Below are 25,263 nucleotides of genomic sequence, written 5' to 3'. Positions count from 1 at the left end.
CCTCCAGACCGTCCCGAGAAAGGCACCCCACCGTGACCGCAGCCCTCGTCGTCAACTCCGGATCGAGTTCGTTCAAGTACCAGCTCATCGAACTCGAGGGCGAGCGCACGCTCGCCTCCGGACTCGTCGAGCGCATCGGGGAGTCGTCGGGGGCGTGGAAGCACACCAACGCGCTGACGGGGGAGTCGTCGTCGAACGACGCGGCGTCCGTGCCCGACCACGCGGCCGGCTTCCAAGCGATGATCGACGCCTTCGCCAAGGTCGGGCCGTCGTTCGACGAGCACCCGCCGGCGGTCGTCGGACACCGCGTCGTGCACGGGGGGACCACCTTCGACGCGGCCACCGTCGTCACCGACGAGGTCGAGCAGCAGATCGAGGACCTGAACAGCCTCGCGCCGCTGCACAACCCCGCGAACCTCGAGGGCATCCGCGCGGCGAAGCAGGTGTTCTCGGACGTGCCGCACGTCGCCGTCTTCGACACCGCGTTCCACCAGACCATGCCGCCGCACGCCTACACGTACGCGATCCCGGCCGACCTCGCCGAGCGGTACCGGATCCGCCGGTACGGCATGCACGGGACGAGCCACAAGTACGTGTCCGAGCAGACCGCGGAGTTCCTCGGCCGCCCGCTGGCCGAGCTGAAGACGATCGTGCTGCACCTCGGCAACGGGGCGTCGGTCGCGGCGATCGACGGCGGGCGGTCGATCGAGACGTCGATGGGGCTCACGCCGCTCGAGGGCCTCGTGATGGGCACGCGCTCCGGCGACCTCGACCCGGCAGTGCTCATCCACCTGCACCGCGAGGCCGGCATGTCCTTCGACGACCTCGACACGATGCTCAACAAGCAGTCCGGTCTGCTCGGCCTCACGGGCAACGGCGACATGCGCGACGTGCAGGACGCGGCGCTCGGTGGCGACGACGAGGCCGAGGCGGCGCTCGCCGTGTACCGGCACCGGATCCGCCGCTACGTCGGGGCCTACACGGCGCAGCTCGGCGGGCTGGACGCCGTCGTGTTCACCGCCGGGGTGGGGGAGAACAACGCGCTGCTGCGGCGGCGCGTGCTCGCCGGGCTCGAGCACCTGGGCATCGAGGTCGACGCCGACCGGAACGAGCTGCACTCGAAGGAGGCCCGGCTGATCTCGACCGACGCGTCGCGGGTCGCGGTGCTCGTCGTGCCGACGAACGAGGAGCTCGAGATCGCCCGGCAGTCGGCGGCGGTCGCGCTGTAGGGCCGTCGGGCTGGTGGGCCGTCGGGCCGTCGGGCTGGTGGGCCGTCGGGCCGTCGGGCTGGTGGCACGGCGCGGCGCAGCGTGGCGCCTGGTGCTGCGCCGTCGCCGAGGCGCCGCCAGCCACTCGAGACGCCGCCACTTCGTCGAGACGCCGCCACTTCCGACGGCGTCTCGCTCGGTGGACGGCGTCTCGCGCTGACGCCGGCGTCTCGCGCTGACGCCAGCGTCCCGCCCGCGTCAGCTCAGGGCGTGCAGGGCGGCCGGGATCGGGGTGTTGCCGCTCGTCACCTCGAACTGCACCCCGACGGCGGTGTCGTCGAGCAGTGCGTGCAGGACGAGGGCGGCGACGTCCGCACGGGGGATCGACCCGCGGGGGACCGTCCGGCCGACGTGCACCGTGCCCTGCGGCGGGGTGTCGAGCAGTGCTCCAGGCCGGATGATCGTCCAGGCCAGGTTCCGCATCCGGATGTTCGCATCGGCCTCCGACTTCGCCCGGAGGTACACCTGGAAGACGTCCGCCTCCGTCCGGGCAGGGACCACGGCACGCTCGCGGTCGTAGGCGTCGGCACCCATCGCCGACACCATCACGTACCGCTGGATCCCGATCCGCTCCGCCGCGTCCGCCAGGGTGATCGCCGCGTCGCGGTCGACGGACTCCTTGCGGTCGGCGCCGCTGTTCGGCCCGGCACCCGCGGCGAAGACCACGGCGTCGACGCCACGGAGGCGCAGCGCCAGCTCGTCGTCGTCCACCTGCTCCAGGTCGACGACCAGGGCCGTCGCGCCCTGCTGCTCGACGTCGGTCACGTGGGCAGGGTTGCGGATGATCGCGACGGCGTCGTGGCCCGCGTCGGTGATCAGGCGGGCGAGGAGCAGTGCGATCTGGCCGTGTCCTCCGGCGATGGCGATCTTCATGTGTCCGATACTGCCCGGAGCATCCGGTAGACTTCCGGAGGCTCCTCACGTGACGCCATCCAGGCCAACTCCCCCAGGGCGGAAACGCAGCAAGGGTAACCGGGCTCTGGCGGGTGCGTGAGGAGTCTTCTTCGTTCCGGGGCGAGGACGCAGCCGGAGCGACCGGGGCTGTGTCGTCCTGTGCGTGCGGAGTCTTCTTCGTTCCGGGGCGAGGACGCAGCCGGAGCGACCGGGGCTGTGTCGTCCTGTGCGTGCGGAGTCTTCTTCGTTCCGGGGCTGTGTCGTCCTGTGCATGGGAAGTCTTCGCCGTTCTCCGGCAGATCCGCGATGGTTCCGGTACGCCGAGCGGACTCGCCGACGAAATCTCGTGCAACCTCGTGCGCGGTTCCTGTTCATGTGTAAAGATCACCCTCAGGAACCCCCAACCAGGGTTCCGACCCTCTCCCGTCTCACCAGCGGGGGAGTCCGAGGATCAGGTGGCAGGCGAGCCTGCCAGGAAACGGGACACGCATGCGCAGGCACGTGTCGCTCCGGGGTACCCCTGTGCCCGCAGGAGCGGTCAACTGGACACGATGGATCACCGGCGACGGGAACCGGGCTCGACGACGAGCTCCCGGTGACCGGAGCCTCCTCCTGCGCGGCGGTGTCGTCGCCACGGTGACGGCATTGCTCGCCGCCACCGTGGCGATCCAACCGGCTGCAGCGGCGCAGACGGACGTCGCCGAGGCCGAGGGCTTCCTGCTCAGCGGTTCCGGCATCGTCGACGTCGACGCGCTCGCCCAGCTCCGCGGTGCCTACTCCGCGAGCAGCGCGAGCACGGTCGGCGGGACGACGAACCAGCCGCTCGACCTCACCGCGCTGAACAGCTTGGGCGTCCGACTGTCGAACAACGTCGACCTGCTCGGCGCGAACGGCATCCTGACGCTCGGTGTCGACGGGCAGTTCGCGACGACCTCGCAGACGGGCGCCCGCGGTTCCTCCGGCCTCGTCGGCAACGACGGGGCGATCGGCGTCGGGAGCGGCACCGGGGCCGGTGCGTCGACGCTGAACCTGAACCCGCTGCTGACCCGGGTCCGCGCGGACTCGACCGTGCTGTCGAACGCGCAGCTGCAGGTGGGCGCGCTCGCCTCGACGATCAGCGCCACACGTGGTGCGACGGTGAGCACCGCGAGCGACTACCGCATCGCCGGCGCGAACCTGCAGCTCACCAGCCCCGCGGTGTCCCGACTCGCGACGACCCTGCGGGCGAACGTCGCGCCGCTGTCCGCCTCGGTGAACACCGCGCTGAGCGGAGCGGTGACGACCGACGCGGTCACGGGGGCGTTGGGATCGCTGCTCTCGCCGCTGGTGTCCGTTCGGAACACGAGCGTCCAGACGACCGCGAACCTCGATCTCGGGCCGACCATCGACGGGGTCCTCGCGCAGCCGATCACGGACGGTGCGGTGACCATCACCCCGTCGACCGGTTCGATCACCGTCGACCTCGACACGTTGACGCGGCTCAACGACCAGCCGGCGAACACCCCCGTGCTCACCGATGCTGCGGTCGCCGCGATCAACAGCAGCATCACGAACATCCTCGGGACACAGCTCCCTGCCACCCTGAGCACCGCCGTCACGAACGCGGTCGACGCCGCACGGGTGCGCGTCCAGGTCAGTGCCACGCTCAGCGCGGCCGGGGCGGTCAACCTGCCGATCAACGTGACCGTCGACTCGACCATCGGTGCGCTCGCCGTGTCGGGCGCGGCCACGCCGCAGGTCTCCGTGTCGACGGGAACGATCCTCGGGATCAACGTCGCCCCCGTGCTCGGGACGCTCGTCAGCGGCACCGTCGTCCCGGCCCTCCAGACCGCGGTGCGGCCGCTGGCGAACTCCGCCGCCCTCACCCAGCTCAGCACCACGCTCACCACCACCACGACCGCGGTCGCGACGGCGCTCTCGCCCGTCGTGCTCCTGCTCCGTCAGGTGGTCGACCTGACGGTGAACGCGCAGGACGACCCCCGCTTCCGCGACCCTCGCGGGTACGACCCAGGGGCGCAGAGCGTGACCGCCCTGCGCCTCACGGTGCTGCCGGGACTGAACGCCGCGACGGTCGACCTCGCCACCTCCACGGTGCGCGCCACGGCGTTCCTGGCCCCGACGATCACCGCACCCACGGCAGGGCAGCAGTTCAGCGTCCCGACCGACACCTCCACCCGCTCGGTGACGGTGCGCGGGACCGGTGAACCCGGTGCCGGCATCGCGCTCGCCGCGGGCGGTGGCCTGACCGCCCCCGCGACGGTCGCCCCCGACGGCACCTGGACCGCCACACTCGCGGACGTCCCGGTCGGGGACCGGACCGTCACCGCGACGCAGACGGTCGGCGGCGCCGCCGCGGGCACCGCGACGCAGGCCTTCTCGGTCGTCGCGCAGCGTCCGCTGGTCATCGACACGCCCACTGCCGGGCAGCAGTTCACCACGACCGGGACCACGACCCCGGTGACCCTCACCGGCACGTCCACCGCGAACGCGCGGATCGACGTGACGATCGGCGACGACGTCACGGCGAGCGGCACGGCGGACGGCAACGGCGTCTGGAGCGTCCCCGTCGACGCGGTCCCGGTCGGGCTGCAGACGGCCAGCGTGACGCAGACCGTCGGCGACACCACCTCGGCCGCGGTGACGCGGGACTTCGAGGTCGTCGCCGCTCGGACGCTGACCATAGAGACTCCGGCCCCCGATGCGGTCCTGCCGCTCGTCGGGGACACCCGCGCCGTCGTGCTCACCGGTGCTGCCGAGGGCGGTGCCCGCGTCGACGTGACGCTCGGCGACGGTCTGACCGCCACCACCACGGCGAACACGAACGGCACCTGGACCGCCACGGTCGAGGACGTCCCCGCGGGCGACTACACGGCCACGGCGACCCAGACCGTCGACGGCACGACGAGCGCTCCGGTGACCCGTGACTTCTCGGTCACCGCCGTTCCCGGCATCACCATCGAGGAGCCGACCGACGGAGCCGTCCTGACGGTCGCCGACGCCACGTCGACCACCCCGGTCACGGTGACCGGCACCGCTGCGCCGAACGCGTCCGTCGCGGTCGACCTCGGCGGCTCCTTCACGGCGATCACCGAGGCGGACGACGACGGCGACTGGACCGCCACCTTCCCGGGGGTCCCGGTCGGTGAGCGCACGATCACCGCGACGCAGACGGTCGCCGGCACCACCTCGGCGCCCGTCACCTCGGCCTTCGAGATCGCCGTCGGTGCCCCGCTGACGATCGCGACCCCTGCGGACGGCGCCACCGTGCCCGTCCTCGACGCCGACTCGACCGCCGACCTCGACGTCACCGGGACCGCCGAGCCCCGGGCCCGGGTGTCGGTGTCGCTCGGCGGCGGCCTCACGGCCACGACGACGGCCGACGGAGACGGTGACTGGAGGACGACGGTCGAGGACGTGCCCGTCGGTCGGTACACCCTGACCGCGACGCAGACCGTGAACGGCACGACGTCGCCGGCCCAGCAGCGGATCGTCTCGGTCGTCCCCGCGGCAGCGCTGCAGGTGACCGCACCGGTGCAGGGCGCGACGACCGTGGTCGCGAACGACGACGACACGGTCGACGTCGACGTGACCGGGACGGCGCAGCCCGGTGCCGAGATCGACGTCGTGCTCGACGAGCGAGCACCCGTCACGACGACGGTGGACGACGACGGCACCTGGTCGGTGGCCCTGCCGGACGTCGGGACCGGCGGTCACACCGTGACGGTCACCCAGACCGTCGGTGGACAGACCTCGCCGGCGATCGAGCGGGACATCTCGATCGAGGTCGGCGACGACCTCGAGATCACCGCTCCCACCGAGGGGCAGGAGATCCCCGCCACGAGCACCGGCGACGCGTCGGTCGTGGTCCGCGGGACCGCGGAGCCGGGTGCGACCGTCTCCGTCAGCATCGACGGGGCAGCACCCGTCGCCGTCGTGACCGGCCCCGCGGGCAACTGGGTCCTCGACCCGGTGCAGCTCGGGACCGGCCAGCACACCGTCGAGGCCGTGCAGACCGTGAACGGCACGACCGGTCCCACCGAGACGCGGGACTTCACCGTCGTCCCGGGCACCGCCGTCACCATCGACAGCCCGGCCGCCGGCTCGCGCTTCGTCGTGGTCGACGGGGACGCCACCGCCACGGTGACGATCAGCGGTGTCGCCGAACCCGGCGCAGCCGTGACGGTGACGGTCGGTGACCTCGAGCTCTCGACCACCGCAGCCGACGACGACGGCACCTGGTCGGTCGACGCAGCCGGGCTCGCCCCCGGTGACTACACGATCGACGCGGCACAGTCGCTGAACGGCGCGAGCACGGACGCCCTGCCCGTGGGCTTCCTGGTCGACGCTGCGGCGCCCCTCACCATCACGGCTCCAGGCACGGCGGCGATGACGGTCGCCGGCGACGACGTGACCCGTGACGTGACGGTCACCGGCACCGGGCAGCCCGGCGCGACGATCGTCGCGACGATCGACGGCGAGGAGCCCGGAGCGACGACCACGGTCGCCGCCGACGGGAGCTGGTCCGTCACCTTCGAGGACGTCGGCGTCGGGACGCACCCGGTGTCGGTCACGCAGACGCTGCCCGGCGGGGTCTCCAGCCCGGCGACGTCCGACCCCGTGACCCGCGACGTCACGCTCGTCGCCGCGGACGACGTGCTCATCACGTCTCCCGAGGACGGCGCGGTCCTGCTCGTCCCGGACGAGGACACCACACGCGACGTGACGGTGTCCGGCACGGCAGAGCCGAACGCACCGGTGACGGTCCGTGTCGGCGACGCCGAGGCCGCCACGACCGCGGACGACGACGGCGACTGGACGGTCACCGTCGGCGGCGTCGGCGTGGGCGAGCAGACGGTCACGGCGACGCAGACGGTCGGCGGCACCACCGCCTCCAGTGCGGAGCAGACGCTCACGGTGCGCGCAGGCCGACCGCTCGCGCTCACCAGCCCCGACGACGGTGACGTCATCACGGTCGCCGACGCGACCGGTACGGCCGACGTCGTGGCGGCCGGTACGGCCGAGCCGGGCGCTCCGGTGACCGTCACGCTCTCCACCGGGGAACAGGCGACCGTCGAGGCGGACGACGACGGACGGTGGACCCACACGTTCACCGACGTGCCGACCGGTGACCACACCGTCCGGGCGACGCAGGTCGTCGGCGGGATCACCTCGGCACCCGTCAGCGCCGGAGTGTCGGTGCGCGCCGGGGCGCCGCTGACCGTCACCACGCCGGCCGGCGCCACGGCCGTCACGGTCGCGGACGACGACGCCACCACCGACGTGGACTTCGCCGGCACCGGCGCGCCGGGGGCGACGGTCACCGTCGACCTCGGTGACGGCGGCACCGCCGAGACGGTCGTCGGCGACGACGGCACCTGGGCGACCACCGTCGAGGACGTCCCGGTGGGGTCCTGGACGGCGGCGGTCACGCAGTCGGTGAACGGCACCACGAGCGCCCCCGTCACGCGACCGGTCTCGGTCGTCGCCGCGGCGGAGCTCGTCGTCCGGCAGCCGGAGGACACCGTCACCGTCGCGGACGTCGCCGCCACGACGACCGTCACGGTCGCCGGTGACGCCGAGCCCGGCGCCACCGTGACGGTGACCGTCGACGACCGAGACCCGGTCGACGTGACGGTGGGCGACGACGGCACGTGGAGCGTCGACGTCGACGACGTCGCGGTCGGTGAGCACGTCGTGTCGGCGACGCAGACCGTCGCCGGCTCGACCTCGACCACGCCGGTCGAGCGTCCCTTCGAGGTCGTCGCGGCAGCGCCGGTCGTCATCACCGCCCCCGCGGACGGGGACGAGGTGCGGGTCGCCGACGAGGACGCCACGACGACGGTCACGGTGCGCGGCACCGCGGAGCCCGGCGCCACCGTGGTGCTCGACCTCGGCGGCGGGCGTGATGCCACGACCGAGGCCGACGAGGACGGCGACTGGGCGGTCGACGTCCCCGGTGTCCCCGCGGGCACCACGACCGTCAGCGTCACCCAGCAGGTCGGCGGCACCACGTCGCAGCCGGTCACGGTCGCCATCGAGGTCGTGGTCGCGGCACCGCTGACGATCGCCACCCCGGCCGACGGGTCCACCGTCACGGTCGCACAGGACGACTCCCTCGCGACGATCGTCGCGAACGGGGCGGCCGAGCCCGGTGCCGAGGTCCGCGTGACCCTGGACGACGGCGACGAGCAGACCGTGACGGCGACCGACGCCGGCACCTGGAGCGTCCGGTTCGACGGCGTCGCGACGGGTGAGCACACCGTCCGGGCGACGCAGACGGTCGACGGGTCCACCTCGGGTCCGGTCGTCAACACGTTCACGGTCGAGGCCGGTGCGCCCCTGACGGTCAGCACGCCGACCGACGACCAGGTCGTCACGGTGCCGGCGTCCGACCCGACGGTCGACCTGCCCGTGGCGGGCACCGGCGAGCCCGGTGGCACGGTCACCGTGGTGGTCGACGACGGCGACCCGATCGAGGTGCCCGTCCGTGACGACGGCACCTGGGACACGGTCGTACCGGGCGTCGGTCCCGGCGACCACACGGTGACCGTCGGCCAGGAGGTCGGTGGCACCACCTCCGACCCCGTCGTGGTGGACGTGACCGTGGACGTCGCCGACGAGGACGCCGTCGTCATCACGACGCCGGCGGCCGGCAGCACCGTCCGGATCGTCGGTGACACCACGCCGGTCCGGGTCGTGGGCACGGCAGCGCCCGGCGCAACGGTGTCGGTCACGATCGACGACGGCACCGCCGTCGCGACCACGGCCGACGACGAGGGCGACTGGACGGTCACCGTGCCGGACGTCGCGCTCGGCGGCCACACCGCCTCCGCCACGCAGACCGTGGACGGCCGGACCACTGCAGCACCCGACGTCGCCTTCACCGTCGCCGCCGTGGCCCCGCTGCAGGTGACCGCCCCCGTGGACGGCCAGGTGTTCCCGACGGACCAGGACACGGTCTCCGTGCCGGTCAGCGGGACCGCCGAGCCGGGCGCCACCGTGACGGTCGACCTCGACGGCACCACGGTGTCGACGACGGCCGGTGCGGACGGCTCCTGGACGGTGACCGTGCCGGACGTCCCGGTCGGCGACCACACCGTGTCGGCGACGCAGACGGTCGGCGGGGCCACCTCGGCCCCGGTGACGAGCGGCATCAGCGTGGTCGCCGCGCAGGAGGACGACGTCGTCATCACGGACCCGACCCCGGGTCGCCTCTTCGAGGCCCCCGGGCTCGACAGCACGACCACCGTGCCCGTCTCCGGGACTGCCGCAGCCGACGCCGCGGTCGAGGTCCGGCTCTCGACCGGGCAGGTCCGGACGACGACGGCCGGCGGCGACGGTCGCTGGAGCGTCACCTTCGAGGAGGTCCCGGCCGGTGACTGGACGCTGCAGGCGACGCAGACCGTGGACGGGGGCACCTCCGACTCGCAGGTCGTGCCGATCGTCGTCCGGGTCGCCGACCCCCTGACGGTCACCTCGCCCCTGCCCGGGGCCCGGCAGACGGCCGGTGCCGACGGCACCGCCACCTGGCAGGTCACCGGGACGGCGGACCCGGGTGCGACCGTCACGGTCCGCAGCGACGCGGGAGACCCCGTCGTGACGACTGCGGCTGCCGACGGCTCCTGGTCGGTGTCCGTGGAGCTCGGGGTCGGCTCGCACACCTTGACGGTGACCCAGACCGTCGAGGGTGCCACGTCCGCCGCCCAGACGGTGCCGGTGGTGGTGGTCGCCGCCCAGCCGGGTGAGCCGGGGCAGCCGGGTGAGCCGGGGCAGCCCGGTGAGCCCGGTGAGCCCGGTGAGCCCGGTGAGCCCGGTGAGCCCGGGCAGCCGGGGGAGCCGGGGCAGCCCGGTGAGCCTGGAGAGCCGGGGCAGCCCGGTGAGCCTGGAGAGCCGGGGCAGCCTGGTGAGCCTGGAGAGCCGGGTCAGCCTGGTGAGCCCGGTGAGCCCGGTGAGCCTGGTGAGCCTGGAGAGCCTGGGGAGCCGGGTCAGCCTGGGGAGCCTGGGGAGCCTGGGGAGCCTGGAGAGCCTGGAGAGCCTGGAGAGCCTGGAGAGCCGGCTCAGCCTGGAGAGCCGGGTCAGCCCGGTGAGCCGGGTGAGCCTGGTCAGCCCGGTGAGCCTGGGGAGCCTGGTCAGCCCGGTGAGCCCGGTGAGCCCGGTGAGCCTGGTCAGCCCGGTGAGCCCGGTGAGCCCGGGCAGCCTGGAGAGCCGGGTCAGCCCGGGGAGCCTGGAGAGCCGGGCCAGCCCGGTGGACCTGGCCAGCCGGGGCAGCCGGGGCAGCCAGGGCAGCCGGGCCAGCCAGGCCTGCCGGGTGGCTCCGGGAACGGAGCCGGCACCGGTACCGGAGTGATCGGTACCGGCAACGGATCGGGTCTCGGTGCCGGCAACGGATCGCTCGGCAACGGCAACGGCAACGGCAACGGCAACGGCAACGGCAACGGCACCGGCACCGGCACGGGCACGGGCAACGGCACGGGATCCGGATCCGGCAACGGTTCCGGTCGCGATCTCGCCTTCACCGGCGCGGACGTCGCTCCGCTCGCGGGTGCCGCCGGCGGCCTGGTGGTCCTCGGGTTCCTGCTGCTCGGTCTCTCCCGACTGGCACGCCGCATCCGCCGCGGGCGCGCCTGACCGTCCGCCCACACCGACCGCACCGCGCCTCTCGTCCGTCGTCACGACGGCCGGGAGGCGCGGTGTCGTCCCGCCCCTCCTCGCCCCCTCCACAGGTGGTCGCCGAGGGCGTCGCGCTGTCGGCCGTCCCGGCTACCCTTGGTCCGTGGTCACCGCCCTGTATCGCCGTTACCGGCCCGAGAACTTCGCCGAGCTGATCGGTCAGTCGCAGGTCACCGACCCGCTGCGGACCGCCCTGCGGACGAACCGCGTGAACCACGCCTACCTGTTCAGCGGGCCGCGCGGGTGCGGCAAGACGACCTCGGCGCGCATCCTCGCCCGGTGCCTGAACTGCGAGCAGGGCCCGACGGACACGCCGTGCGGCGTCTGCCCGAGCTGCGTGGAGCTCGCCCGGGGTGGCGGGGGATCGCTCGACGTCATCGAGATCGACGCAGCGAGCCACAACGGCGTCGACGACGCGCGCGACCTGCGCGACCGCGCCGTGTTCGCACCGGCGCGCGACCGCTACAAGATCTTCATCCTCGACGAAGCGCACATGGTGACGCCGCAGGGCTTCAACGCCCTGCTCAAGCTGGTCGAGGAACCGCCGGAGCACGTGAAGTTCATCTTCGCGACCACCGAGCCGGAGAAGGTCATCGGCACCATCCGCTCCCGGACCCACCACTACCCGTTCCGGCTCGTCCCGCCGGCCACGATGCTCGAGTACGTCGAGCAGCTGTGCGAGCAGGAGTCGGTCTCCGTCGCGCCGGGTGTCCTCCCGCTCGTCGTCCGTGCCGGTGGGGGGTCGGTGCGAGACACGCTGTCGCTGCTCGACCAGCTCATGGCCGGCAGCGAGGACGGCGCGATCGCCTACGAACGCGCGGTCGCCCTGCTCGGCTACACCGACGCTGCGTTGCTCGACGACGTCGTGGACGCACTGGCGGTGGCCGACCCCGCCTCGGCCTTCGCCGCGGTCGACCGCGTGGTGCAGACCGGGCAGGACCCGCGTCGCTTCGTCGAGGACCTGCTCGAGCGGCTCCGTGACCTGATCGTCGTCGCGGCGACGAACGAGAGCGCCGCAGCCGTGCTGCGCGGGATCTCTCCCGAGGAACTCGACACCATGACCCGGCAGGCCGGCGTCTTCGGCGCGACGGCGCTGTCGCGGTCCGCCGACATCGCCAACCGCGCGCTCACCGAGATGACCGGTGCGACGTCGCCCCGACTGCACCTCGAGCTGATGACGGCGCGCATGCTCGTGCCCGAGGTCGACGACACCCAGCGCGGTGCACTCGCCCGCGTCGAGCGGCTCGAGCGTCGCGTCGGTGTCGGCGACGCCGGCGGGCACCAGGCTCCCGCCGCGGTCGAACGACCGCAGGCTGCACAGCAGTCCTCCGCGGGCGCTTCGGTTCCGCGCACGGGAGCGGGCGGCGCCGCGGCGCAGGCCGGCTCCTCGCAGGCGACCCCGGCTGCGCAGCTCGCTGCGTCGACCGCGACCGCGACCGCGACCGCGACCCGAGCAGCGGCGCCGACCCGACCGGACCAGGAGCCCGCCGATCAGGCTCCGACGACCGCGCGTGACGCCGAGCCGCGGGACCCCGGCGCGACCGTGCGCGATGCCGCTGCCTCCTGGGCGGCCGTGGCGACGCCACCGAGCCAGGGTCCGGCCGACGGCCCGACCGATCGGTCTTCGGGCCGACCGGCGGAGCAGAGCGCGTCGAGTGCGATGACGACGGCACACCCGATCGAGCAGCACCAGCACGATCCGTCGGGCACCGCGAACGCGTCGTCCACCGGGCAGGGGACGGCCGTCGGCGACGAGGCGGTCGTCCGACCGGTCGCCGCCGTCGGCTTCCAGCAGCTCCGCGACGCCTGGCCCCAGGTCGTCGAGCACGTCCAGCGCGCTCGGCGTTCGGCCTGGTCCGTGGTGGTCACGGCTCAGGTGACGGCCCTGCGCGAGGACGTGCTGACGCTCACCTTCCCCAGCCAGCAGGACGTGGCGTCGTTCAAGGAGATGTCCGACCCCGCGACGAGCGTCAGCGAACTGCTCCGGTCGGCGATCATCGACGTCCTCGGCCTGCGGGTGAAGTTCGTCGCCCGTGGGCCGGGACAACAGCGCTCGGCCGGTGCTCCCGCGTCGGAGCCGGGTCGGCAGACGTCGCAGCAGCAGCCGACGCGACCGCAGGTGACGTCGGAGGACAACAGCCGGCAGCAGGCCGCGCGCCAGCAGTCCGCACCGACGCAGCCGGGGACTGCCGAAGGGCCGACGCAGCAGCAGCAGCAGCCGACTGCGCCGCAGCAGCCGACCGCACCGCAGCAGCAGCAGCCGACCGCACCGCAGCAGCCGAGCCAGCAGCAGCAGCAGTCGAGCCAGCAGCAGCAGGCGAGCCAGCAGCAGGCAAGCCCGCAGCAGCAGGCGAACCAACAGCAGGGCGCATCGCAGCAGCCGACCACACGGCAGCAGCCGGCCACGCCCAGCGCTCCGGTGACCGACTGGGCCGTCGCCACGATCCCGGCGACCGACCCGACCGCCGGCGCCGTGCCCGAGCACCTCGAGCCGGGTTGGTCGGCACCGTTCGGGACGACCGACACCGGGGAGCCGGTCGTGCCCGTCGCACGGGTCTCCGACCCCGCCGCTGACGCGGCCCTCGCTGCACAGCTCCGTCCGGCCTCCGCGCTCGGCGGTGCCGGAACAGCGCCGGCCCGTGCTGCTGCACCGGGCGACCCGACACCCGACGCACCGGGAGCGCCGGCACCGGCCGCAGCCGCAGCGCCCGCACCGGCCGCAGCCGTAGCGCCCGCATCGGCAGCGCCCGCCGCGCCGGGTACCGCGGCCGCCGTACCCTCCGGCGGGCCGGACGTCCCGGTCGACGACTACCCGCTCGACGACGAGCCCTACGACGACGGCGCTCCCTTCCCCGATCCGGGAGCGCACGCGTCCTCGGGTGCACCGAGCCAGCGACCGACGCGGGCACCAGCACCGCAGGCAGCACCGGCGCCGACTGGCCCGGCACAGGCCGCACCCGCGCCGGCAGCGCCCGAGCATGCAGCACCTGCGCAGACAGCACCGACCCAGGAGGCGGCTGCGCAGCCAGCTCCGGCACGGACCGCTGCACCCCAGGTCCGTCGGACGCCGGTCGCTGGTCGGTACGGCGAGGCGGTCGTCCGTGAGATCCTCGGCGCGCAGTTCATCGAGGAGACCGCCCTGCACGAGGAAGGCGCCTGATGTACGACGGGATCGTCCAGGACCTGATCGACGAGTTCGGTCGGCTGCCGGGCATCGGCCCGAAGTCGGCGCAGCGCATCGCGTTCCACATCCTGCAGACCGAGTCGTTCGACCCGGCACGACTGTCCGAGCTCCTGGCCGAGGTCAAGGAGAAGGTGCGCTTCTGCGAGGTCTGCGGCAACGTCACCGAGAACGTGCGGTGCAGCATCTGTCGTGACCCCCGTCGGTCGCCGTCGGTGATCTGCGTCGTGGAGGAGGCGAAGGACGTCGCTGCCATCGAGCGCACCCGCGAGTTCCGTGGGCTCTACCACGTGCTCGGCGGAGCGATCAGCCCGATCGACGGTGTCGGTCCGGACGACCTGCGGATCCAGCAGCTGATGACGCGGCTGGCCGACGGCACCGTGGACGAGGTCATCATCGCCACCGACCCGAACCTCGAGGGCGAGGCGACGGCGACCTACCTCAGCCGACTGCTCGTCCCGATGGGCATCCGCACCACGCGACTCGCCTCCGGGCTGCCGGTGGGCGGTGACCTCGAGTACGCCGACGAGGTGACCCTCGGCCGCGCCTTCGAGGGTCGACGCGTGGTCGGTCACTGACGGACGTGCGCGCAGGATCGTTGCGTCGAGCCCGCCTCGCACGCAACATCCGCGGAACACCCTCTACGATTGACAGACCGCGCGACCGTCGCGGAACCGTCGTCCCCGGGAGTACCAGCCAGTGGCCCTGATCGTGCAGAAGTTCGGTGGATCGTCCGTCGCGGACGCCGAGAGCATCAAGCGCGTGGCGAAGCGGATCGTCCAGACGAAGAAGGCGGGCAACGACGTCGTCGTGGCCGTCTCGGCGATGGGCGACACGACCGACGAGCTCGTCGACCTCGCGCACTCCGTGACGCCGATCCCCGCCGGTCGTGAGCTCGACATGCTGCTCACCGCGGGGGAGCGCATCTCGATGGCGCTGCTCGCGATGGCGATCAAGAGCCTCGGGGTCGAGGCATCGTCGTACACGGGCAGTCAGGCCGGCATGCTCACGGACGCCCAGCACGGCAAGGCCCGCATCGTCGACGTCACCCCGAAGCGCGTGCGCGAGGCGCTCGACGCCGGGCACGTCGCGATCGTGGCCGGGTTCCAGGGGTTCAACCGCACGACGGGCGAGATCACCACGCTCGGTCGCGGTGGGTCGGACACCACCGCCGTCGCGCTCGCCGCCGCGCTCGACGCCGACGTCTGCGAGATCTACACCGACGTCGACGGCATCTTCACCGCGGACCCCCGCGTGGTGCCGAAGGCCAAGAAGGTCGACCGGATCACGAGCGAGGAGATGCTCGAGCTCGCCGCCTCCGGCGCCAAGGTCCTGTACATCCGTGCCGTCGAGTACGCCCGTCGGCACGGCGTCACCCTGCACGTCCGCTCCTCGTTCAGCAACGCCGAGGGCACCATCGTCTACAACCCTGCAGAGGGGGAAACCGTGGAAGAACCGATCATCACCGGCATCGCCGGAGACCTCTCCGAGGGGAAGATCACCGTCGTCGGCGTGCCCGACACCCCCGGCAAGGCCGCCGAGATCTTCACGATCGTGGCCCGCGCCGGCGCCAACATCGACATGATCGTGCAGAACGTGTCCGAGGCGGTCACGGGCCGCACGGACATCTCGTTCACGCTGCCGAAGGACCAGGGCCAGGGCGTCCTGACCGCGCTCGAGGTCGCCAAGGCCGACATCGGCTACTCGGGCATCCAGTACGACGACCAGATCGGCAAGCTCGCCCTGGTCGGTGCCGGCATGCGGACCAACGCCGGTGTCTCGGCGGCGCTCTTCCGCGCCCTGCACGAGGCGTCCATCAACATCGAGATGATCTCCACCTCGGAGATCCGCATCTCGGTCGTCACGCGCGCCGACACCCTGAACGAGGCCATGCGCGTCGTGCACCAGGCCTTCGGGCTGGACGCCGACCAGGAAGCCGTCGTCTACGCCGGCACCGGGCGCTGAGCCCCGCGCCGACACGACCCACGAGCAGGAGCACCACATGAGCACCACCGTCGCCGTCGTCGGCGCCACCGGCCAGGTCGGCGCCGTGATGCGTCGCCTCCTCGAGGAGCGCGCGTTCCCGGCCGACCACGTCCGGTTCTTCGCGAGTGCCCGGTCCGCCGGTTCGACGCTGTCGTTCCGCGGCGAGGAGATCGTCGTCGAGGACTCCGAGACCGCCGATCCGTCGGGCATCGACATCGCGCTGTTCTCGGCCGGTGCCACGGCGTCACGCGCCCTCGCGCCGAAGTTCGCGGCGGCGGGTGCGGTGGTCGTCGACAACTCGAGTGCCTGGCGGATGGACCCCGAGGTGCCGTTGGTCGTGAGCGAGGTCAACCCGCACGCCATCGACGACGCCCCGAAGGGCATCGTCGCCAACCCGAACTGCACGACGATGGCGATCATGCCGGTCCTCAAGGTGCTGGACACCGAAGCCGGGCTGCGCCGTCTCGTCGCGACCACCTACCAGGCCGTGTCCGGGTCGGGCCTCGCCGGAGTCGAGGAGCTCCTCGGCCAGGCGCGCGCGGCGCTCGAGCAGGACACCGCGGCGCTCACCCACGACGGTTCGGCGGTGACCTTCCCGGAGCCGGTCAAGTACGTCCGACCGATCGCCTTCGACGTCGTCCCGCTCGCGGGCAGCATCGTCGAGGACGGCATGGGGGAGACCGACGAAGAGCAGAAGCTCCGCAACGAGAGCCGCAAGATCCTCGAGCTGCCCGACCTGCTCGTCGCCGGGACCTGCGTGCGCGTCCCCGTGTTCACCGGGCACTCGATCTCCGTGCACGCCGAGTTCGCGCAGCCGCTCTCGCCCGAGCGGGCGACGGAGCTCCTCGCCACGGCCCCGGGCGTCGAGCTCGCGGACGTCCCGACTCCGCTGCAGGCAGCCGGTCAGGACCCGTCCTTCGTCGGCCGCATCCGCGCGGACCAATCCGCGCCCGACGGCCACGGCCTGGTCCTCTTCGTCAGCAACGACAACCTGCGGAAGGGCGCTGCGCTCAACGCGGTGCAGATCGCCGAGACGATCCTCGAACGGCGCGCGGTCGCCGCCTAGCGAGCACCGTCGCCGACGCGACACGTGACGGACGGGAGGCCCGTGGCGACACCGCCACGGGCCTCCCGTCCGTCGTCCCGACCGTCAGGAACGGGACCGAGTGCGACGTCGTCGGTGCAGCAGCACGCCGGTCCCGGCGGTGAGGAGCGCGAGCGCGACGGCGAGGGGTCCGGTCACCTCGGTGCCGGTCCAGGCGAGGCGCCCCTGCGGCGCGGCGTCGACGGTCCGGGCGGTCGTCGCCGGTCCTGGCGACGGTCCGTCCGCGCCGGGCTCGCCGGTCTGGTCGGCCTCACCGGGGGTCCCGGTGCCGCCCGTGCCTCCGGCACCGTCTCCCGGAGACGGTGCGTCACCCGGATCGGTGCCCTCGCCGTCACCGGGGTCGGGGTCCGGACCGTCGCCGGCGCCGGTCCCTGCGGACACGACGACCTCGACGGGGACGGGCGGCGCGAGCTGCCCGGCGGGGGTCGAGGCGAACAGTTCGAGGGTGTACGTGCCCTCGGTGAGCGCATCGATCGGCGAGCAGGACCAGTGTCCGGCGTCGTCCGCACCTCGATCGGCGGCATCGGTCTCACAGACCACCGTCCCGTCACGGACGACGACGACGTGCGCGCCGGGCGTGGCGGTGCCCGAGAGGGCGGAACCGGGTGCCAGGTCGGTGTGGTCGAGCGTCGGTGCGACGACGGGGCCCTCGGTGACGAGTTCGATGTCGGACCCCGCGGTGCCGAGCGCCAGGAGCGCGCCGTTCGCCTGCAGGCCGAGCTCGAGGCCGTTCGCCGGTGAGGACGGGTCGTCGGCGGTGAACCGGACGACGTGGGGCGCGGGGCTCGTGGTGCGGACCTGGAGGCAGCCGGAGGGGACGGCGGCGTCGGCCAGCACGGCGAAGGGCAGCCCGGGGCCGTTGAGGGCGGACAGGCACATCGACCCGACGACGAGCGGACCGGTGGTGCCGGGCGCGGGGTAGTGCGCGGTGTCGGCGGCGACCGGGCGGGTGTCGAGCACGGGCTGGCCGTCGTGGTCGGCGACGGCGACGAAGCCGGTGGTGCCGACGACGTGGAAGGTGCCCTCCAGCGTCGCAGCGGGCGCAGCCCGTGGCTCGGGCTGCGGCGAGGGGAGCGTGTCGGCCAGGGCGGCAGGGCCGAGCAGGAGCGGGGCGATCGCGGCCGCGGGCAGGAGCGGGAGGGCGAGACGGGCGCGCCGGCGGTGGTTCACGGTGGGGCCTCCGGGAGGGGACGGTCGATCGGGACCGTGAAATGGTGCCACATCCGGAATGTCGTACTTCACTAGCAGGTGCGATGGGTACGACCAGCGCCCCGCATCCGGACGATGCCCCCGGGCGACCCAGCGGCAGTGGGTAGGATCGTCGTGTGGCAGTGAAGCAGGTGGACCCGATCGACGTCGTCCTGATCGGGGGAGGGATCATGAGCGCCACGCTCGGCGCCATCATCCACCGCCTCGAACCCACGTGGAAGATCCGCGTGTACGAGCGGCTCGGCTCGGTCGCGCAGGAGTCCTCGAACCCGTGGAACAACGCCGGGACCGGTCACTCCGCGCTGTGCGAGCTGAACTACACGCCGGAGATGCCGGACGGACACGTCGACATCGCCAAGGCCGTGACCGTCAACGAGCAGTTCCAGGTCTCGCGGCAGTTCTGGGCGCACCTGGTCGAGACCGGCGCGCTCCCGCAGCCGTCCAACTTCATCAACCCGACCCCGCACATCTCCTTCGTGTGGGGCGAGGAGAACGTCGAGTACATGCGCAAGCGGTACGAGGCGCTCAAGGGTCACCCGCTCTTCGCGGGCATCGAGTACTCGGACGACCCGGCGCAGATCCGCCGGTGGGCGCCCGCGCTCATCCCGGGGCGCAAGAAGGACCAGCCGGTCGCTGCGACGTACTCGGCCGCCGGCTCGGACGTCGACTTCGGTTCGTTGACGCAGCAGCTCTTCGACGAGCTCGAGATCGCCGGTGTCGAGTTCGAGCCGTCGCACCAGGTGCAGAAGATCACGCGGTCGAAGGTCTCCGAGGGGTGGGCGCTCGACGTCCGCAACGAGATCGGTCGGTCGACGCAGCGCATCGCGGCGAAGTTCGTCTTCGTCGGCGCCGGCGGCGGGGCCCTGCGCCTGCTGCAGAAGTCGGGCATCCCGGAGATCCGCGGGTACGGCGGGTTCCCCGTGTCCGGCGAGTTCCTGCGCACCGACGACCCCGAGGTCGTGCAGAAGCACGCGGCGAAGGTGTACGGCAAGGCGAGCGTCGGCGCTCCGCCGATGTCGGTGCCGCACCTCGACACCCGGATCGTCGAGGGCAGGGCGTCGCTGATGTTCGGCCCCTACGCCGGGTTCAGCCCGAAGTTCCTCAAGCAGGGCTCGTTGCTCGACCTGTTCCGGTCGATCCGACCGCACAACCTGCGACCGATGCTGAGCGTGGCGTTCTCGAACTTCGACCTGGTCCGCTACCTGGTCGGGCAGCTCCTGGCGTCGAAGCAGACGAAGTTCGACGCCCTCCGCGACTTCATGCCGACCGCCGAACCGGAGAACTGGCACCGCATCACTGCCGGGCAGCGCGTGCAGGTCATCAAGCCGGACCCGGAGAAGGGCGGGGTGCTGCAGTTCGGCACCGAGGTCATCACCTCGGCCGACGGCTCGATCGCCGGCCTGCTCGGCGCGAGTCCCGGTGCGTCCACCGCGGTGCCGATCATGCTGACGATGCTGCAGCGGTGCTTCCCGGACCGGTGGGACGCCTGGGCCCCGATGGTGCGGACGATGGTGCCCACGTACGGCAAGGACCTCGGCGCCGACCCGCAGCTCGCCGACGAGACCCTCGAGCACACCGCGAAGGTCCTCGGTCTGCACCACTGAGCCTCGCCGCTCGGGCGACTTGTCTGTGGTTCGAACGTGTGTTCGAATGAGGGCATGCGGTGGAGCGGGCAGTCGATCGGAGCGGAGCGCGGTGACGCCCTGCCGGGGCTCGAGTCGAACAGCGGGTTGGTGCGCAGCGTCACCACGCCGGAGTTCGCCGGGGTCACCTTCCACGAGGTCCTGGCGAAGAGTGCCCTGAACCGTGTGCCGGCTGCCGACGGCAGCGGCACCTACGGGTGGACGATCAACCCGTACCGCGGCTGCAGTCACGCGTGCGTCTACTGCTTCGCGCGGCCCACGCACACGTACCTGGAGTTCGACGGGGGCGCCGACTTCGACCAGCAGATCGTCGTGAAGACCAACGTCGCGGACGTCCTGCGCCGTGAGCTCCGGAAGCCGTCGTGGGACCGGCACCCCGTTGCGCTCGGCACCAACACCGACCCGTACCAGCGTGCCGAGGGGCGCTACCGGTTGATGCCCGGGGTCATCCGCGCGCTGGCCGAGTCGGGCACCCCGTTCAGCATCCTGACGAAGGGGACGCTGCTGCGGCGTGACCTGCCCACGTTGGTCGAGGCGGCACGGAGCGTCCCGGTCGACCTGGCGATGTCGATCGCCGTGTACGACGACGAGCTGCAGCAGCAGGTCGAGCCCGGGACCCCGACGACCGCCGCCCGGTTGGCGACCGTCCGGGCGATCCGCGACGCGGGGCTCGAGTGCTCGGTGTTCCTCATGCCGGTGCTCCCGTTCATCACGGACACGCGCGCGCACCTCGACGAAGCGATCGGTCGCGCGGCCGAGGCCGGCGCCTCGAGCGTGATGTACTCCGCATTGCACCTGCGTCCTGGCGTGAAGCCGTGGTGGGCGGCCTGGCTGCAGCGCACCCGTCCCGACCTCGTCGCGCGCTACCGCTCGATGTACCTCGACAACACCTACGCGCCCGCGGACTACCGCCGGTGGCTCGCGGACCGGGTGCGTCCGATCCTGGCCGCGCACGGTCTCGGACTCGGCCGGGTGGACCCGGCGACCGGTTCGATGGGGTTCAGCGACCGGCAGGCGCACCTCGTACCCGGCGAGCGGGCAGCGGCGGCGACCGCTCCGCGTGCACCGCGTCAGGGGCCCGGCGACACCGGACCGCGCGCCCTCGTCGGGTCGGTCATCACGAACGGGGGCATCACGAACGGGTACCGCGTCCCGGTGTCGCTCGACGAGCAGTCCCGCCCGACCTCGTCGCCGCTCAAGCGTGCCGACCCCGACTTCGACCGTCGCGGTGCCGGGACGACCGTGATCGGAGGCCCGTCCGGACCGACCCTGTTCTGAGGAGCGTCCACCTTCCGCGTTCGGGGGACACCCTGTGTCGGTGATCGGCGGTAGCATCGAGCGGGTCGCCGGATCGTGCTCGTTTCGGGGTACATGACCGGCCCCCGGACGGTCGCGTAACACGGCGACCGGACGACTCTCGGAAGGACCATCGACCCGTGCTCGGCATCCCCACGCACCTCGCTCCGCGAGTGAACGCGTGGTCGACCGTGCGCGCCTTCCACGCAGCGGCGATCGGATCGGTCGTCGCCGCCGCCGTGACCCTGCTGCTGTACCGACTGGCCGAGCCCGACGTGCGGGTCGCCGGGGCCGTGCTCGCGCTCCTCCCCATGCTCGCGATGATCGGCGTGCACGTGCAGTTCGGCACCTGGCGCTCGGCCGTGGCCTTCCTCGTCACCGGCGGGGTCTGCACGTGGTGGTTCACCACGATCGTGCAGCGCGAGGTGCCCGCCGGCTGGGTGACGAGCTACCTGGTGTCGCTCGCGGTGATCCCGCTCGTGCTCGTGGGCGGGGCCGGTGCGGTCGCGAGTCGCGTCGTCGTCTGGTCGTTCGGCGGGTTCCTGGTCGGTCGGCTCGCGACCGGGATCGCGGTGCTGCAGGCGGACGGGCCGCCCCGACCGCTCCTCCTCGCCTGGGTCACCCTGGGCTTCGTCGTCGCCCTCGTGCTCTTCACCAGCCGGAACACCGCGCGGTCCGAGCGCGTCCAGCCCGAGCTGCTCCGGTCCGCGCGCGAGGAGCACGTGTCCGCCTACCGGGCCGGGGTCGAGGCCGAGGCCGCGGCGATCCTGCACGACACGGTCCTCAACCACCTCGGTGCCATCGCGCTCGCTCCCGACGGCCCCATGGACCCGCAGCTCGCGCGCACGGTCGAAGCCGACGTCGCGATGCTGACCGGGAAGCAGTGGCTCGCGTCGTCCGACCCGACGTCCGACCCGGACCCGGCCCTTGCCGGTGCCGCGTTCGACGCGATGGTGGACGAGCACCGGGCGGAGGGGCTCGCGGTCGCGGTCACCGGTGATCCGGCTGCCCTGGCGCGGCTCGACCCGTCGGCGGCGACGGCACTGCTCCGGGCCGTCGGGCAGTGCCTGGCGAACGTCCGCAAGCACGCGGGGACCGACGAGGCCGAGGTCAGCGTCTTCGACGACGGCTCGTCGTGCACGGTGATGGTGGTCGACGACGGCCGCGGGTTCGACGAGCAGGAGACCGGCAGCGACCGGATGGGGCTGCGCGGCTCGGTCCGGGAACGCATCGGCCGGGTCGGCGGTGACGTCCAGGTGTGGTCGTCGCCGGGATCCGGGACGAGCGTCATGATGACCGTGCCCTACACGAGCGAGGACGCGGCCCGCGCCGACGGAGCACACACCGGCGGCGCACACACGGGTGGCGCACACACGGGTGGCGCGCACACCGGCGGCGCACGGACCGGCGGCGCGGCGTCGTACGCCGTCACGGGTGAGTCCGACCGCGGAGCCGCCCGGTGAGTCGCGTCGACGCGGTGCGGGCCGCCGTCCGGGGCGCTCGGACCGCACAGCAGTGGGACCCGCTCGGCGCGATGGGTTCCCGCCCCCTCGCCGTCCTGCTCGGTGCGGCCGGCGTGCTGTGGGCGCTGGTCGTGTCGGTGTTCGACCGCGACGTGGTCGGCAGCCCGACGCTCAGCGCCCTCACGGTGCTGCTCCTGGGCGCGTCGGGCGCGGTCGTGATCGCGTCGTCGTCGCCCTTCCGGGCGCCGTTCCCGCGCTGGGCGTACGTGCTCCACGTCGTGCTGCTCGGCGCAGCGTCGGCCGCGAGCGTCGCGGCGCAGTGGGGGCCGGACCGCAACGCGCTCAACGACTTCATGTGCCTGCTCACCGCCACCGGGATCGTGACGGTCGCGCCCTACCGGCCGTGGCGGGACCTGGCGGTCGGCGGGCTCGTCCTGGCGGCGGTCGACGCAGCTGCCTGGGGTGCCGCCGCCGCCGTGTTCCCGCACCAGGTGCCGGTGACCGTCGCCGCCTTCCTCGCCGCCGCGCCGACGCTGGTCCTCACCGCGGCGTCCGTCGTGTTCGCGTGGACCTTCGGCGGCCTGGCGGAGCGCGTGCAGATCCGTGCGGGCTCGTACTCGGTGGCGCGCGCCGAGCGGGACGGCATCGCCGCGCGCGTGCAGCAGGACCGCTCCGTCATCCTCGCGCGCGACGTCGCCCCGTTCTTCGCCGAACTCCGGACGCGTGAGGTGATCACCGACGCCGACCGCGCACGCGCTCGTTCCATCGCGGACGGCATCCGGCAGGCCATGGTCGCGGACGCCGACCGGACGTGGCTCGAGTACGCGGTCGCCGTCGAGGGCGGGTCCGCCGAGTCGGTGGACGACCCGGACGGCCTCATCGCGACGCTCGACACCGACCAGCGGACCGTGGTCCGGACGTTCCTCCGTGCGGCGCTCGGCGCAGCGACGGTGGACCCCGCGCGGTTCCGTGCCACGGTCCGCCGTTCGCGCGAGCCCGGCGCGCCACCCGACCGCGTCGAGGTCCGCACGGAGCTCGCGGTCGACGACTCGGACGTCGGCATCCACCGCACGTTCGACCCCTACTTCGCGGTGCTCCGCGTGACCTTCCCCGACCTCGACGTCGCCGTCCGACCATCGTCCCTCGCACTAAGGTTCTCCTATGACCAGCACTGACCCGAACCGGACCACGGAGGGCGTGCCACCGCTCCCGCAGCCCGGAACCCGACGCGTGCGGCTGGCGATCCTCGACGACCACGAGGTGCTGCTCGACAGCCTGTCGAGCTGGATCGCCGTGAACGCCTTCGACTTCGACCTCGCCCTCACCGCCCACACGTGGCTCGAGATGGTGCACAGCGAGAACTTCCCGACGGACCTCGTCTTCCTCGACTTCCAGCTCAAGGAGCCGGTGTCGATCGAGGCCCGCGTGCGCACCTGTCGTGCTGCCGGGGCGAAGGTCATCGTGCTCTCGAGCGTCGACAGCCGCGAGTCCCGCGACCGTGCCCTGGCTGCCGGTGCGGCCGCGTTCCTGTCGAAGTCGCTGCCGATGCGCGAGGTCATGGACGTCGCGCGCGAGGTCATGGGTGTCTCGCGGGAGACCCCGGCGCAGCGCGACTGGCGCCCGCTGCCGACCGGCGCGAGCGCGCACCAGCGCCCGAAGCTCAGTGCGGGCGAGGAAGAGGCACTGCGCCTGTACGTGTCCGGCTACTCGACGAACGAGGTCGCCGCGCAGATGAACGTGCAGTACGAGACCGCCAAGACCTACCTCCGCCGCGTCCGCGAGAAGTACAGCAAGGTCGGCCGTCCCGCGTCGAAGAAGTCGGACCTCATCCGTCGTGCCGCCGAGGACGGGTTCCTCGCGTAGTGGCGAAGCTCTACTTCCGGTACGGCGCGATGAACAGCGGCAAGAGCACCGGGCTGCTGCAGGCCGCGTACAACTACGAGGAACGCGGGCAACGCGTGCTGCTGGCGAAGCCGTCGGTGGACACCAAGGGCGACCGTGAGATCGTCTCCCGACTCGGCGTCACACGCTCCGTGGACGTCGTCTTCGCGCCCCACGACGACGTCCGGCACGCGGTCGCCGACGCCGGTGCCACCGACCCCGAGTCGGATCGGCTCGACGGCATGGTGCGTCCGGTGAGCTGCGTGCTCGTCGACGAGGCGCAGTTCCTCACCCCGCGCCAGGTCGACGACCTGCTCCGCGTCGCCGTGCTCGACGAGGTCCCCGTGCTCGCCTACGGCATCCGCACGGACTTCCGCACCGAGGCGTTCCCCGGCAGCGCGCGACTGCTCGAGGTCGCGCACTCGCTCGAGGAGCTCAAGACCATCTGCCGGTGCGGTCGCAAGGCCGTGTTCAACGCGCGCAAGGTCGACGGCCGCTTCGTCTTCGACGGGTCCCAGGTCGCGATCGACGGGGTCGACGTCACCTACGAGTCGCTCTGCGCGAACTGCTACCTCAGCGAGTCGGGCGGGCGGCTCGACGGCGAGCTCGCCCACTGATCCGACCCACGTCCGCCAGGTGGGCCACCGCCGGACGGGAGGCACGGTGC

Annotated in this window: 14 protein-coding genes and 1 other RNA gene; 13 read left to right on the top strand and 2 right to left on the bottom strand. The window is 72.8% G+C overall.

Annotation, left to right across the window (positions count from 1 at the left end):
• The first annotated feature begins 32 nt into the window (after positions 1-32).
• The gene (locus M3677_RS00875; RefSeq protein ID WP_251154631.1) at positions 33-1,229 is read left to right on the top strand and encodes an acetate kinase; all 1,197 of its coding nucleotides are present in this window, start codon (positions 33-35) and stop codon (positions 1,227-1,229) included.
• A gap of 237 nt (positions 1,230-1,466) precedes the next feature.
• Here the strand turns inward: M3677_RS00875 and M3677_RS00870 are convergent, their stop codons facing one another.
• Entirely contained in the window at positions 1,467-2,141 is a 675-nt protein-coding gene (locus M3677_RS00870; protein WP_066655180.1) for an SDR family oxidoreductase, read from the bottom strand.
• 36 nt (positions 2,142-2,177) lie between these two features.
• On the opposite strand from M3677_RS00870, the gene ffs reads away from it, so the two are divergent.
• The 6 genes from ffs (at position 2,178) to M3677_RS00840 (ending at position 17,065) form a co-directional block, all read left to right on the top strand.
• Positions 2,178-2,274, top strand: an RNA gene (gene ffs, locus M3677_RS00865) — signal recognition particle sRNA small type.
• A gap of 533 nt (positions 2,275-2,807) precedes the next feature.
• Entirely contained in the window at positions 2,808-10,790 is a 7,983-nt protein-coding gene (locus M3677_RS00860; RefSeq protein WP_251159563.1) for a choice-of-anchor G family protein, read from the top strand.
• A 145-nt stretch (positions 10,791-10,935) separates the two neighbouring features.
• Entirely contained in the window at positions 10,936-13,992 is a 3,057-nt protein-coding gene (locus tag M3677_RS00855; RefSeq protein ID WP_251159562.1) for a DNA polymerase III subunit gamma and tau, read from the top strand.
• Positions 13,992-14,591 (top strand): recombination mediator RecR, encoded by a 600-nt coding sequence (gene recR / locus M3677_RS00850; RefSeq protein ID WP_066655176.1) that lies wholly within the window; start codon positions 13,992-13,994, stop codon positions 14,589-14,591. The genes M3677_RS00855 and recR overlap by 1 nt, the downstream gene beginning before the upstream one ends.
• Before the next feature lie 121 nt (positions 14,592-14,712).
• Positions 14,713-15,978 carry an aspartate kinase gene (locus M3677_RS00845; protein WP_066655175.1) on the top strand — a complete coding sequence of 422 codons (1,266 nt, stop codon included), beginning with the start codon at positions 14,713-14,715 and terminating at the stop codon, positions 15,976-15,978.
• A 37-nt stretch (positions 15,979-16,015) separates the two neighbouring features.
• A complete protein-coding gene (locus tag M3677_RS00840) occupies positions 16,016-17,065 on the top strand; it encodes an aspartate-semialdehyde dehydrogenase (protein ID WP_251154635.1) in 1,050 nt (349 codons plus the stop codon).
• Positions 17,066-17,149: 84 nt separating this feature from the next.
• On the opposite strand, the gene M3677_RS00835 is transcribed toward M3677_RS00840, so the two are convergent.
• Positions 17,150-18,274, bottom strand: a complete 1,125-nt coding sequence (locus tag M3677_RS00835) for a hypothetical protein (protein WP_251154636.1) — start codon at positions 18,272-18,274, stop codon at positions 17,150-17,152.
• Positions 18,275-18,429: 155 nt separating this feature from the next.
• On the opposite strand from M3677_RS00835, the gene M3677_RS00830 reads away from it, so the two are divergent.
• From M3677_RS00830 to M3677_RS00805, 6 genes are all read left to right on the top strand, one after another.
• Positions 18,430-19,917, top strand: a complete 1,488-nt coding sequence (locus tag M3677_RS00830) for a malate:quinone oxidoreductase (protein ID WP_308201950.1) — start codon at positions 18,430-18,432, stop codon at positions 19,915-19,917.
• 54 nt (positions 19,918-19,971) lie between these two features.
• Positions 19,972-21,234: an Rv2578c family radical SAM protein gene (locus tag M3677_RS00825; RefSeq protein WP_251159646.1), complete on the top strand. Its 1,263-nt coding sequence runs from the start codon at positions 19,972-19,974 to the stop codon at positions 21,232-21,234.
• A gap of 158 nt (positions 21,235-21,392) precedes the next feature.
• A complete protein-coding gene (locus tag M3677_RS00820) occupies positions 21,393-22,715 on the top strand; it encodes a sensor histidine kinase (protein WP_251159561.1) in 1,323 nt (440 codons plus the stop codon).
• Entirely contained in the window at positions 22,712-23,890 is a 1,179-nt protein-coding gene (locus M3677_RS00815) for a hypothetical protein (RefSeq protein ID WP_209685092.1), read from the top strand. The genes M3677_RS00820 and M3677_RS00815 overlap by 4 nt, the downstream gene beginning before the upstream one ends.
• Positions 23,877-24,578 (top strand): response regulator transcription factor, encoded by a 702-nt coding sequence (locus M3677_RS00810; RefSeq protein WP_235426346.1) that lies wholly within the window; start codon positions 23,877-23,879, stop codon positions 24,576-24,578. The genes M3677_RS00815 and M3677_RS00810 overlap by 14 nt, the downstream gene beginning before the upstream one ends.
• Complete coding sequence (locus tag M3677_RS00805) at positions 24,578-25,213, top strand: thymidine kinase (protein ID WP_066655166.1); 636 nt, start codon at positions 24,578-24,580, stop codon at positions 25,211-25,213. The genes M3677_RS00810 and M3677_RS00805 overlap by 1 nt, the downstream gene beginning before the upstream one ends.
• The last annotated feature ends 50 nt before the right edge of the window (positions 25,214-25,263 follow it).

The sequence above is a fragment of the Curtobacterium sp. P97 genome, assembly GCF_023712445.1.
Taxonomy (GTDB): domain Bacteria; phylum Actinomycetota; class Actinomycetes; order Actinomycetales; family Microbacteriaceae; genus Curtobacterium.
Note: the sequence above shows the minus strand (reverse complement) of the source record. Positions and strands in the feature narration are given on the sequence as shown.